Here is a 12,275-nt window from a genome sequence, read left to right as displayed (position 1 = left end):
CGTCGGTAGGTCAGTGCAGCTTGGCGATCGACAGGCCGTCCAGCTTGGCCCGCTCCTTCACCGATTCCTCGCTGCGCGTCAGCGCCTTGGCGATGGCCTTCAGCGCCATGCCCTTTTTCGCGAGCGTGTGGAGTTTCTGGATCTCGTCGGGGCGCCACGGTTGGCGGTGACGTTCGAAGCGTTCGGCCATGACGCGGCTTAGCGCCTTTCGTTCCCCCGCGCCAAGCCGATGTGCGCGCGGTTCGCCGTTCCATTCCCGCGCAGGATCACGCTATGATCGTTCGGCCTGTTCCGTGGAGGGAACGATCCTTGGACCTGCTCGCGCTCGCCGACTTCACCCTGGTTGCCCGGCACGGCGGGATCGGCAAGGCGGCGCGCGCCACCGCGCGCCCCAAGGCGACGCTGTCGCGCCGCGTCGCCGAGTTGGAGGCGACGCTGCGGCTGCGGCTGTTCGAGCGCGGCGCGCGCGACCTCAAGCTCACCGAGGAGGGGCGCGCTCTGTACGAGCGCGCGGCCGCGCTGCTGACCGAGCTGGACGAGACCGCGGCGGCGATCGCCTCGGGTGGGACGACGCCGCGCGGTCGCCTGCGCGTCAGCGCGCCGTTGCTGTTCGCGCAGGTGGCGATGGGCAGGATCGCCGCCGAATTCGCGCGGCGTCATCCCGCGGTGCAGCTCGACGTCACCGCGGAGGACCGCGCGGTCGATCTGATCGAGGAGGGATATGACCTCGCGATCCGGGTCGAACCCGCCCCCGACGTGGCGTTGGTCGGGCGGGCCCTCCTGCGCGACCGGCTGGTGGTGGTCGCGGCCCCGGCGGTGGCGCGCCCCACCCCCGGCGCTGCGGCGCCCGCGGTGGTGCGGCGTGCCGGCGACACCGGCGCGTGGCGGCTGCGCGGCGATGCCGGGGTGGAGACGCTGGCGGTCGCGCCCGTGCTCGCGCTGTCGTCGATGGTGATGATCCGTGACGCGGTGCGCGCCGGCGCGGGCGCGGCACAGCTGCCGATATCGCTGGTCGGCGGCGATATCGCGGCGGGGCGGCTGGTGTGCTGGGGCGATCTCGACGCGCCCGAGATCGCGCTATGGACGCTCTACCCGTCGCGGCGGCTGCTCAGCGCGCGCGTCGCGGCCTTCCTCGACCATCTGCGCGACACGTTTCCGACCGGCTCGCCCGAGGAACTCGCCGGCTTCGTCGCCTGAGCGCGCGGGCTCACGCCGGCGGCAGCATCGCCTCCACCTCCGCGAGACGGCGGCGCAGAGCGGGGACCGCCGCGTCGATGAAGCCGCGTACCGCGCCGCCGCGCGCGCGTTCCGCGGCGAAGACGAGATGGGCCGGCACGGGCGGCGCCTCGTGATCGCTGAGCAGGCGCACCAGCCGCCCCTCGGCGAGGTGCGCCGCCACCTGATAGGAGCGCGCCGCGACGATCCCGCACCCGCGCAGCGCCGCGTCGATCGCCGCGGCCGCGCTGTTGACGCTGAGCCGCGTCGGTACCCGCACCGCGCGACCGCGCGTGCCGGGGCCGAACCCCCAGCTCTCGGCATCGCCGCCCGTGTTGAGCCCGATGCAATCATGCGCGGCGAGCTCGCGCGGCGTCGCCGGCCGGCCGCGCGCCGCGAGATAATCGGGCGAGGCGCAGTGCAGCGCGCGGACATGCCCCAACGCCACCGCGGTCAGGCCCGAGTCGGGCAGCGGCGCGAGCCGGACCGCCAGGTCGATCCCCTCGGCGACGAGGTTGACGACGCGGTTGACCAGCAGCACGCGCGCCGACACGCGCACATGGTCGCGCAGGAACGCCTCCACCAGCGGCATCACCGCCATCTGGCCGAACAATTCGGGCGCGGTCAGCGTGATCTCGCCGTCGAGCATCGCCCCGGGGGCGGCGCGCACCGCGGCGAGCTGCGCCAGCACGTCGCGCCATACCGCGCGATAGCGCTCGCCCGCCGCGGTGAGGCTGAGGTGGCGCGTCGACCGCAGCAGCAGCGGCTCGCCCACGTCGCGCTCCAGCAACGCCACCGCGCGCGTCACCGTCGCGGGCGAGCGTCCGTGGCGTCGCGCCGCCGCGGCGAGCGACCCCGCCTCCGCGACCGTGACGAACAGCGCCATGGCATCGAGCCGGTCCATGTTTCACATCCTGCAATACTGTCGTGCGCGCGCGGCGGGTTATGCGCGTCGCTGCAATGCTTACATCCTGGGCGGCGCGGCGGAAAGCCGCCCGGCCAACGGATAAGAGGAGCAAGATGATGTCGGCGGTGAGCTATCGCACGCAGCAGGTCGGCGAGGTGGAGATGTTCTACCGCGAGGCGGGCCCGGCGGACGCGCCCGTGGTGCTGTTGCTCCACGGCTTCCCCTCCGCCAGCCACATGTTCCGCGACCTGATCCCGCATCTGGCAGATCGCTATCGCGTGATCGCGCCCGATCTGCCCGGCTTCGGCCAGACCAAGGCACCGCCACGCGGCAGCTATGCCTACACGTTCGACGCGCTGGCCGAGACGGTCGGCGGCTTCGTCGAGGCGCTGGGGCTGACGCGCTACGCGCTCTACATCTTCGATTACGGCGCGCCGGTCGGGCTGCGGCTGGCGCTGGCGCATCCCGAGCGGGTCAGCGCGATCGTGTCGCAGAACGGCAACGCCTATCTCGAAGGATTCAGCGACGGATGGGGCGCGTGGCAGGCCTATTGGCGCGAGCCGAGCGCGGCCAACCGCGAGGCGTGCCGCGATTCGCTCGCGCCGGCGACGATCCGCGACTGGCAATATGGCACCGGCGCCGACCCGACGCGGCTCTCGCCCGACGGCTATGAGCTCGACATCGCCTATATGGCGCGTCCGGGAGCGGAGGAGATCCAGCTCGACCTGATCCTCGACTATCGCAGCAACGTCGCGCTCTATCCCGCCTTCCAGGACTATTTCCGGACGCATCGCCCGCCGCTGCTCGCGGTATGGGGGCGGCACGATCCCGCCTTCGTCCCCGCCGGCGCGGCCGCCTATCGCACCGATCTGCCCGATGCCGAGGTGCATCTGCTCGACACCGGTCATTTCGCGCTGGAGACGCACTACCGCGAGATCGCAGATCATATGCGCGATTTCCTCGGCCGGTCGCTGCGCGGTTGACGCGGCGGGCGTCGCGCTGACAACGCGGCGCGCGAGGAGAGCGATCGGATGGTGGACTTGGCCTGGCGTGCGGCGGTGGGCGCGGACGTCGCGGCGATCGACGCCTTGGCGGCGCGATCGATCCGCGCGCTCCACGCCGGCGCCTATCCCGCCGCGGTGATCGAGGAGGCCGTCGCGCACGCTTATGGCGTCGACTGGCAGCTGGTGCGCGACGCGACCTACTTCGTCGCCACGGTCGACGGCGCGCTCGCGGGCGCAGGCGGGTGGAGCTTCCGCCACACCATCGCCGGGGCGCACGGCCCCGACGATCCGGCGGCCGCGCCGCTGATACCGGGGCGCGACGCCGCACGGCTTCGCGCCTTCTACGTCGACCCGGCGCAGGCACGCCGCGGCGTCGGCGCGCTGCTGCTCGGCGTCAGCGAGCGCGCCGCCGCGGCGGCGGGGTTTCGCCACGCCGAGTTGACCGCGACGCTGCCCGCCATCCCCTTCTACGCCGCCTTCGGCTATCGCGAGGTCGGCGACCTGGATCTGCCGCTGCCGAGCGGGACCGCGCTGCGGCTGCGCCTGATGCGCAAGCCGCTCGCACCCGCGACGACGATCGACGAGGAGAGGAGAGATCATGACTGACCCCGCCGCCGCACCGGCCATCATCGGCATCGTGCTGTTCGACGGGTTCGAGACGCTCGACGTCTTCGGACCGGTCCAGATGCTCGGGCGGCTGCGCGACCACCGGCTCGTCGCGGTCTCGGCGACGGGGGCGCCCGCGACCTCGTCGCAGGGGCTGGCGACCGTGGTGCAGCATGATTTCGCGGGCGCGCCGCCGTTCGACGTGCTGCTGGTCCCGGGCGGCCAGGGTACGCGCGCGGGAGTCGACGACCCCGTGCTCCTCGACTTCCTGCGGCGCCAGAGCGCGACGGCGCGCTGGGTCACCTCGGTATGCACCGGGGCCGCGCTGCTGGCGCGCGCGGGGGTGCTCGACGGGCGACGCGCCACCACCAACAAGGTCGCGTTCGACTGGGTGGCGCGCCAGTCCGACAAGGTGGCGTGGCAGCCGCGCGCGCGCTGGGTGGTCGACGACCGCTATATGACCGCGTCGGGCGTGTCGGCGGGCACCGACATGGCACTCGCGCTCGTCGCCGAACTGTACGACCGCGCCACCGCCGAGGCGACCGCGCGCAGCGCCGAATATGTCTGGAACGAGAATCCCGACGAGGATCCGTTCGCGATCGACTGGACCCCGCCGGAGACGCGCGCGTGACCGCGGCGGCAGCGACCGCGTCCGAGCTGATCGAGCGGCTGGCACTCGCGCCGCATCCGGAGGGCGGCCATTATCGCGAGACCGTCCGCGTCGCCGACGGGCCGGACGGGCGGTCGCGGATGACCGCGATCCTGTTCCTGCTCCAGGCCGGCGAGCGCTCGCACTGGCACCGCGTCGACGCCGACGAATTGTGGCTGTGGCAGGCGGGCGCGCCGCTCGCGCTCGCGATCGAGGGAGAAGCCCGCGTGACGCTCGGCGGCGACGTCGCGCGCGGGCAGCAGCTCCAGGCGCTGGTCCCCGCGGGCCGCTGGCAGTCGGCCGAGGCGGACGCGGGGTGGACGCTGGTGAGTTGCGTCGTGGCGCCCGGTTTCGCCTTCGACGGCTTCGAGCTGGCGCCGCCCGGCTGGTCGCCGGACTGAGCGGCGCCTTCACGCAACATATTGATACAGGTGAAGACGGATCGATGCGGCGCGCGCTGCGCTGAGGCTGGCGACACCAGCACGGGACGAACCGATGGACGCCGCCGACGTCTTCACCACCCTCTCGATCGAGCTGAAGCCGGATCCGTCGCGCACGGTCATCCGCCCCTTCTCCTTCGGCTATCCCGCCGCCTTCGCGGACGGCCGCGCGCCGCGCCCGCGCGTGGTGGCGGAGCGGCTGATGGCACTCGATCCCCAGATGCGGCAGCGGATGCTCGGGCTGCTCAACGAGGCGATGCGGGCGCGGCATCGCCGCGTCGACGAGGTGTTCCTGCGTCGCTTCGACGAGGTCGGCCCGACGCTGGGGATCACGGTCGAGGCGGCGTGCGACCGGCTGCTGCTCGGTGCCTATTTCAGCCAGGAATATGCGTTCGAGAGCGCCGCGCTGTTCAATCCGTCGATCGTCGCGCTGCCCGATCAGGACCGTGACGACGACAGCATCGCCTTCCTGCTCTCGCTGCGCGGGGTCGGCGAGGGCCATATCTCCTCGGTGACCTTCCGCTCGGGCACGTGGGACGGCCTCGACTCGCTGGTGATCGATCCGCCGAGCCCGCAAGGCGTGCCACCGCGCATCGAGCAGGACGACGACGGCGGCTGGGTGCGGCTGCGCTCCGACGACAGTGAGGACATCTCCGAGACGGTGATCTTCCCGATCCTGCCGAGCCAGCGCCAGGGCGTCGAGGATCTGCGGCTGGTGCGCTTCACCGATCACGACGGCACCGAGAGCGTGATCGGCACCTACACCGCCTATGACGGTCGCGACGCGCGCGCCGAGATGCTGCGCGGGATCGACGTGCGCACCTATGAGATGCGGCCGCTGACCGGCGCGATGGCGGGCTACAAGGGGATGGCGCTGTTCCCGCGGCGGATCGACAGGCAGTTCGTGATGCTGGGTCGACAGGACAACGAGAATATCTGGCTGCTCCGCTCGGACGACCTGCACGACTGGGCGCAGGGCGAGATCATCCTGCGCCCGCGCTTCCCGTGGGAGTTCGTCCAGATCGGCAATTGCGGCTCGCCGATCGAGCTGGACGAGGGCTGGCTGGTGTTCACGCACGGCGTCGGGCTGGTGCGCGGCTATTGCGTCGGGGCGTGCCTCCTCGACAAGGACGATCCCGCCAAGGTGCTGGCGCGCACGCCCTCCCCGCTGCTGTTCCCGAGCGCGGAGCAGCGCGGCGGTTACGTGCCCAACGTGACTTACAGCTGCGGCGCCTTGCTCCACAGACGCCGTATCCTGCTCCCCTATGCGATCGGCGACGAATATACCGCCTTCGCCACCGGCAGCGTCGACGACCTGCTCTCGGCGATGTGCTGAGGCGACGACGCGAAGGGCGCCCGCAAGCGGGAGCGTCGGGCTGGCCCCGTCTGCGTCGCCGGCATGAGATTGCCGCACGAGTGGCGTGACAAGCCAATGATTTGATTGATCTATTTTCATCCCGGCGGCACGTCGGCGAGGATGGCGCGTTCGCTCGCCATGGCCTCGCCCCTTCCCCCGGCGCTCGCTGCCCCGCGCTCGCCAGCACCACAGCGTGTCCCCTCGGTCCGGCTGCGCCTCGCCAATGCGGCGCTGCGGCGGCTCTGGTCGGCGGGCTGGGCGAACCGGCCATCGCTCGACCCGGAGGTGCTGATCGCCAAGGCCGCGGCCGCCACCCGCCTCGATCCCGACGCGGATCGCGTCGGCTGGCGCGCGCGGCTCGACATCCTGTGCGACGATCTCGACCGCCACGCACGGTTGAGCGACCTCGGCCGAACGCTCGCGCACGGGCAGCTCGTCGCCGCGCTGGGCGCACGCTTCCGCGCGCATGCGCTGTGGCGGCGTCATCCCGAGATCGCCGAGCGTCCCGTCACCGCGCCGATCATCGTCGTGGGGCAGATGCGCTCGGGCAGCACGCGGATGCAGCGGCTGCTCGCCTGCGACCCGCGGCTGACCTACACGCGCTTCTACGAGAGCTGGAACCCGATCCCGACGCGTCCCGGCGCGCGGCTCGACGCGCGCAAGATGAAGGGGCGGCTCGGGCTGGGCTGCGCGCTGATGCTCAACCCCGATTTCGCCACGCTCCATCCCACCGCCTGGCACGCCCCCGACGAGGAGATCGGGCTGCACAATCTGTCGATCTTCGGCGCGGCGTTCGAGGCGCAGTGGCGCGTGCCGCACTTCACCGCCGCGATCGAGCGCGACGAGGGCGTCGCGGTCTATCGCGAGTTCCGGCACCTGCTGCAGACGCTGGGCTGGGCGCGCGGCGACGCGGCGGATCGGCCCTGGATCCTCAAGGTGCCGCAATTCACCCAGGACCTGCCCGCGCTGCTCCGCGTCTTCCCCGACGCGCGGGTGATCCACCTGCGCCGCGACCCGGCCGACGTGGTCGCCTCGTCCGCCTCGCTGGTGTGCAACCAGATGCGGATCCAGTCGCACCATGTCGACGCGCGCTGGGTGGCGCGCGAATGGGCGCGCAAGGTGGCGTTGCGCGAACGCCGCGTCGAGGCCGCGCGCGGCGGCGCCGGCGCGGCGGAGGTGGAGGTGAGCTTCGACGACGTCACGCGCGACTGGCACGGCGAGATGCGGCGCGTCTATCGCCTGCTCGGCCTGCCGCTCACCGCCGCGGTGCGCGAACGGATGCGGTGCTATCTGCGCGCCACCGACCCGGCGCGCCGGCCGCGCCACGTCTATGAGGCGCATCGCATCGTTCCGTCCGTGCCGCTGCCCGCTCCGTCCCCCGCGACGGCGTGATCGCCCGCCCCGCGGCTTGCGTCGGGGCGACGGCATCGCTTATGGACCGGGCATTCGCATGGACCCGGTGCAAATCCGGGTGGCTATGCCGGCCGCCGATCCGCCGGACAACATCACACGCGCTTCATCCGCGCCGCGCCTGCCCCGGCGCGATGGGCCGTGATGTGGAAACGCCATGACCCTTTTCTCCTCCGCTTATCGTCAGCAATGGCCGACCGACGCCGCCACCGCGCGGCGCGACATGCTCGCCGGGATCGTGGTGGCGCTGGCGCTGATCCCCGAGGCGATCGGCTTCTCGATCATCGCGGGCGTCGATCCGCGCGTCGGGCTCTACGCCTCGGTCGCGATCGCGACGACGATCGCGCTGATCGGCGGACGACCCGGCATGATCTCGGCCGCGACCGCGGCGGTGGCGGTGCTGGTCGGGCCGCTGGTGCGCCAATATGGTGTCGACTATCTCTTCGCCGCGACGATCCTGATGGGGCTGTTCCAGGTGATCGCGGGGCTGCTGCGGCTGCACCTCGTGATGCAGTTCGTGTCGCGCTCGGTCATCACCGGCTTCGTCAACGCGCTCGCCATCCTCATCTTCCTCGCGCAGCTGCCGCAGCTGACGGGCGTCGGCTGGGAGAGCTACGCGCTGGTCGCGGCCGGGCTGGCGATCATCTACCTGCTGCCGCGGCTGACGCGCGCGGTGCCCTCGCCGCTCGTCGCCATCCTGGTGCTCAGCGCGATCAGCATGGGGCTGGCGCTGCCGGTCAACACCGTGGGCGACATGGGCCAGCTGCCCGAGGGACTGCCGAGCCTGACGCTGCCACAGGTGCCGCTGACGCTCGAGACGCTCCAGATCATCCTGCCCTATTCGCTGACGATGGCGGCGGTCGGCCTGCTGGAGTCGCTGCTCACCGCGCAGATCGTCGACGACATGACCGACACCGACAGCAACAAGCGCCGCGAATGCGCCGGCCAGGGCGGCGCCAATGTCGTCGCCGCGCTGTTCGGCGGCATGGGCGGCTGCGCGATGATCGGCCAGTCGGTGATCAACGTCACCTCGGGCGGGCGCACGCGGCTGTCGACGCTGGTGGCCGGGCTGTTCCTGCTGTTCCTGCTCGCGGTGCTGGGGCCATGGGTCGGGCAGGTGCCGATGCCCGCGCTGGTGGCGGTGATGATCATGGTGTCGATCGGCACGTTCAGCTGGAACTCGATCGCCAACCTGCGCCGCCATCCGCCGACCTCGTCGGTGGTGATGCTGGTGACGGTGGCGGTGGTGGTGGCGACCAGCGACCTGTCGATGGGCGTGCTGGCGGGGGTGCTGCTGTCGGGCATCTTCTTCGCGGGCAAGGTGCAGCGGATGTTCGCGGTGGAGCGCAGCGTCGACGCTGCGACCGGCGCGGTGCGCTATCGCGTCTCGGGCGAGATCTTCTTCGCCTCGGTCCAGCGCTTCACCCGCGCCTTCCGCGGCGAGGGGCGCGCCGAGGTGGTGATCGACGTCGCCGGCGCGCACTTCTGGGACATATCGGGGGTCGGCGCGCTCGACCGGATCGTCGCGCGGCTGCGGCGCGACGGGGCGACCGTGAGCGTGGTCGGCTACAATCGCGCGAGCGCCGATCTGGTCGACCGCTTCGCCCGCCACGACAAGACCGGCGTCGAGCTCGGCGCGACGCCGCATTGATCGGCCGACGCCGGGCGGTCGGGCGCGAAAGCCCGTCGCCCGGCACCGTCGTGCCCGCATCGCGATGGTCGCCGACCTATTCTCTGCACGCGGCAACGTGCTGCAAGAGAAGAGGAAAGCAGATGACCGTCGAACATCCCCCGGTGGTGCCCGGCCCGCGCCGGCGCCGCATCCCCCCACCCCCCGCGCGCGCGGAGTCACACGCGCTGTTCCGGCTCGACCAGCTCGAGGTCAGCTTCGACCCGGCGTCGCGGAGCTTGTGGACCTATATGCGGCCCGACACGCGGCCGAGCTTCAACCCCGACCTGCTGCGCGATTTCGTCACCTGGCAGGACGACATCGCGCTCGCCTGCGCCGGCGGGGCGATGCCGATCCGCTATCTGGTGCTCGGCTCGCGCTGTCCCGGCGTCTTCTCGCTGGGCGGCGACCTCGACCTGTTCGCGCGGCATATCCGCGCGCGCGACCGCGAGGCGCTGATCGGCTACGGCCGGGCGTGCGTTCGCATCCTCCACCGCAACATGAGCGGGCTGGACCTGCCGATCGTCACGATCGCGCTGGTGGAGGGCGACGCGCTCGGCGGCGGGTTCGAGGCGCTGCTCTCCTTCAACGTGGTGATCGCGGAGCGCGGCACCCGCTTCGGCCTGCCCGAGACGTTGTTCGGGCTGTTCCCGGGCATGGGGGCACATTGCTTCCTGTCGCGCCGGCTCGGCGCCGCACGCGCGGAGCAGATGATTCTGAGCGGGCGGACCTATGAAGCGGAGGAATTGTACGAGCTGGGGCTGATCCACGCGCTCGCCGAGCCGGGCGGCGGGCGCGCCGCGGTGGCGGACTATATCCGGCAGAACCAGCGTCGTCACAGCGCGCATTGCGCGATCTACGAGGCATCGCGTGCCGTCAATCCGCTGCCGCTCGCCGAGCTGGAAGCGGTGGTGACGCTCTGGGCCGACGCCGCGCTGCGGCTGAGCGAGACCGACCTCAAGCTGATGCGGCGGCTCACCGGCGCGCAGACGCGGCTGCACGACCGGATGCGCGACTGAGCGCACCGACCGCCCGGAGGGTCAGCACGTGCCGGCGAACATGGCAGCGACCATGTCCGCCGGCATCGGCCGCGCGAGCAGAAAGCCCTGCACCGCATCGCAGCGCGTGCGGCGCAGCTGGTCGAGCTGCGCCTGCGTCTCGACGCCCTCGGCGACGGTGCGCATGCCCAGCTTGGCGGCCAGATCGACCACGGTCTGGACGATCGCGACAGACGCCGGGCTGTGATCCAGATCGGCGACGAACGACCGGTCGATCTTGAGCGTCTGGAACGGGAAGCGCGTCAGATAGCTCAGCGAGGAATAGCCGGTGCCGAAATCGTCGAGCGTCGTCTGCACCCTGATCCGGTTGAGCGCGCCCAGCGCGGCGAGCGAGGCGTCGACGTCCTCGAGCAGCACCGACTCGGTGACCTCGAGGCTGAGCCGCTCCGCCGCGAGGCCGCTCGCGTCGAGCGCGCTGATCACCACCGCGGGCAGATGGGTCGCGCGCAACTGCACCGGCGAGAGATTGACCGCGACCGTCACGTCCGCGGGCCAGGCGGTGGCGACGCGGCAGGCCTGATGGATCACCCAATTGCCGATCGCGACGATCTGGCCATTGTCCTCCGCGATCGGGATGAACTCGGCGGGCGAGACCGCGCCGTGGCGCCGGCTGGTCCAGCGCAGCAACGTCTCGCACGCCGTGACGCGCTCGCCCGCCAGATCGTAGATCGGCTGGAACAGCAGGTGGAATTCGCCGCGCTCCAGCGCCCCGTCCAGCTCGGCGGCGAGCTGGCGACGGCGCTCCACCTTCTCGTCCATCACGGGTTCGTAGAACATCAGCTGGCCGCGCCCGCTCTCCTTGGCACGATAGAGCGCGAGGTCGGCGTTGCGCAGCAGGATGTCGGCGTCGGTGCCGTCCTCGGGCGCGACCGCGACGCCGACCGAGACGCTGGTGCGCAGCCGGTGCGCGTCGAAGGCGACCGGCTGCCGCACCAGCGCCAGCACGATCCGCCCGATCTCCACCGCGTCGCTGCGATGCGCGATCGGGCACACCATCGCGAACTCGTCGCCGCCCAGCCGCGCCACGACGCTGGTGTCGCCGAAGCGCCGCTGCACCCGCTCCGCCACCGCGGCGAGCAGCGCGTTGCCGGCGAGATGCCCGACCGAGTCGTTCACCTCCTTGAACCGGTCGAGATCGAGCCACAGTAGCGCCAGCCGCCCCTGCCCCGGCACTAGCCGCGCGAGCCGCGCCGCGAATTGTTCGTGAAAGGCGGTGCGATTGGCCAGTCCGGTGAGGTCGTCGCGTCGCGCCATGCTGGCATTGTGCTCGGCCAGCAGCGCTTTCTCGTTGGAGGCGATCACCGCACCGAGGATCGCGTCATAGGTCTGGAGCGTGATGTCCATCATCGCGACGACGAACAGCAGGATCACCACCGCCAGCACCATCTTGAGCGGCTCGAGCGTGACGAGCAGCCCCAGCGCGAGCGGCAGGGAGGCGCAGCACAATTGCGCCAGCGCGATCCACGGTCGCCCGGCGTTGCGGCCCGCGATCCCCGCGGCATAGCCGATCGCGGTGGTGACCGAGAGGAGTTGCAGCACGCCATCGTCGGTGCGGATCAGTGAGCACAGGCCGAGCGCGCCGAGCAGCCCGGAATAGGTCAGCGCGGCGAGACGATAGCTCGCCTCCTGCCGTCGCACCGAGGCGGTGGCAGCGCCGTCGTCGCCGCGCGCCGCGCGATGCAGCCGCGCGGCATCGACGATCCGGAACAGCCCGACCAGACCGATCAGCACCGCGCAGACGCTCAGCCACATGTCCCCGCTGGCCGCGGCGACGACGGTGGCGATCGTCCCGCTGGTGAGCGCACCGATGATGAGCGACTGCGGCGAGGCGTAGAGCGATTCGACCAGGACGGCGCGGACCTGGGCCGTGATCAGGTCGTCGGACTGCCGCAACCTCCTCAGTCGATCGATTAGACGCGCCATGCCATCCTCTTGGGCGCAAACTCTCTAGACCGGCTAA

Annotated in this window: 12 protein-coding genes and 1 other annotated feature; of the genes, 9 read left to right on the top strand and 3 right to left on the bottom strand. The window is 71.6% G+C overall.

Annotation, left to right across the window (positions count from 1 at the left end):
- Positions 1 to 10: 10 nt before the first annotated feature.
- On the bottom strand, positions 11 to 190 hold the full coding sequence (locus EV292_RS00705; RefSeq protein WP_132907286.1) for a hypothetical protein: 180 nt from the start codon (positions 188 to 190) through the stop codon (positions 11 to 13).
- 119 nt (positions 191 to 309) lie between these two features.
- Here EV292_RS00705 and EV292_RS00700 point away from each other — a divergent pair, with 119 nt between their 5' ends.
- The gene (locus EV292_RS00700) at positions 310 to 1,197 is read left to right on the top strand and encodes a LysR family transcriptional regulator (RefSeq protein ID WP_132907285.1); all 888 of its coding nucleotides are present in this window, start codon (positions 310 to 312) and stop codon (positions 1,195 to 1,197) included.
- A gap of 10 nt (positions 1,198 to 1,207) precedes the next feature.
- Here the strand turns inward: EV292_RS00700 and EV292_RS00695 are convergent, their stop codons facing one another.
- Entirely contained in the window at positions 1,208 to 2,119 is a 912-nt protein-coding gene (locus EV292_RS00695; RefSeq protein WP_132907284.1) for a LysR family transcriptional regulator, read from the bottom strand.
- A gap of 116 nt (positions 2,120 to 2,235) precedes the next feature.
- Here EV292_RS00695 and EV292_RS00690 point away from each other — a divergent pair, with 116 nt between their 5' ends.
- From EV292_RS00690 to EV292_RS00655, 8 genes are all read left to right on the top strand, one after another.
- Positions 2,236 to 3,105 carry an alpha/beta hydrolase gene (locus tag EV292_RS00690; RefSeq protein ID WP_165926987.1) on the top strand — a complete coding sequence of 290 codons (870 nt, stop codon included), beginning with the start codon at positions 2,236 to 2,238 and terminating at the stop codon, positions 3,103 to 3,105.
- Between the two features lie 48 nt (positions 3,106 to 3,153).
- Positions 3,154 to 3,732 carry a GNAT family N-acetyltransferase gene (locus EV292_RS00685; protein ID WP_132907282.1) on the top strand — a complete coding sequence of 193 codons (579 nt, stop codon included), beginning with the start codon at positions 3,154 to 3,156 and terminating at the stop codon, positions 3,730 to 3,732.
- On the top strand, positions 3,725 to 4,363 hold the full coding sequence (locus EV292_RS00680; protein ID WP_132907281.1) for a DJ-1/PfpI family protein: 639 nt from the start codon (positions 3,725 to 3,727) through the stop codon (positions 4,361 to 4,363). Before EV292_RS00685 ends, EV292_RS00680 begins: the two co-directional genes overlap by 8 nt.
- The gene (locus EV292_RS00675; protein WP_132907280.1) at positions 4,360 to 4,782 is read left to right on the top strand and encodes a cupin domain-containing protein; all 423 of its coding nucleotides are present in this window, start codon (positions 4,360 to 4,362) and stop codon (positions 4,780 to 4,782) included. Before EV292_RS00680 ends, EV292_RS00675 begins: the two co-directional genes overlap by 4 nt.
- 94 nt (positions 4,783 to 4,876) lie before the next feature.
- Positions 4,877 to 6,157, top strand: coding sequence for a glycoside hydrolase family 130 protein (locus EV292_RS00670; RefSeq protein ID WP_132907279.1), 1,281 nt, complete (start codon positions 4,877 to 4,879; stop codon positions 6,155 to 6,157).
- Positions 6,158 to 6,298: 141 nt separating this feature from the next.
- Positions 6,299 to 7,570: a sulfotransferase gene (locus tag EV292_RS00665; protein ID WP_132907278.1), complete on the top strand. Its 1,272-nt coding sequence runs from the start codon at positions 6,299 to 6,301 to the stop codon at positions 7,568 to 7,570.
- Between the two features lie 57 nt (positions 7,571 to 7,627).
- Positions 7,628 to 7,683: a sequence feature (sul1 is cis-regulatory element that is thought to sense ions involved in sulfur or methionine metabolism; They are found in Alphaproteobacteria), on the top strand.
- A 62-nt stretch (positions 7,684 to 7,745) separates the two neighbouring features.
- The gene (locus tag EV292_RS00660) at positions 7,746 to 9,239 is read left to right on the top strand and encodes a SulP family inorganic anion transporter (protein ID WP_132907277.1); all 1,494 of its coding nucleotides are present in this window, start codon (positions 7,746 to 7,748) and stop codon (positions 9,237 to 9,239) included.
- A 122-nt stretch (positions 9,240 to 9,361) separates the two neighbouring features.
- The gene (locus tag EV292_RS00655; protein ID WP_132907276.1) at positions 9,362 to 10,276 is read left to right on the top strand and encodes a crotonase/enoyl-CoA hydratase family protein; all 915 of its coding nucleotides are present in this window, start codon (positions 9,362 to 9,364) and stop codon (positions 10,274 to 10,276) included.
- Positions 10,277 to 10,297: 21 nt separating this feature from the next.
- On the opposite strand, the gene EV292_RS00650 is transcribed toward EV292_RS00655, so the two are convergent.
- Positions 10,298 to 12,238 carry an EAL domain-containing protein gene (locus EV292_RS00650; RefSeq protein WP_132907275.1) on the bottom strand — a complete coding sequence of 647 codons (1,941 nt, stop codon included), beginning with the start codon at positions 12,236 to 12,238 and terminating at the stop codon, positions 10,298 to 10,300.
- Between the last annotated feature and the right edge of the window lie 37 nt (positions 12,239 to 12,275).

This window comes from Sphingomonas sp. BK235, from assembly GCF_004345855.1.
GTDB lineage: Bacteria > Pseudomonadota > Alphaproteobacteria > Sphingomonadales > Sphingomonadaceae > Sphingomonas.
Note: the sequence above shows the minus strand (reverse complement) of the source record. Positions and strands in the feature narration are given on the sequence as shown.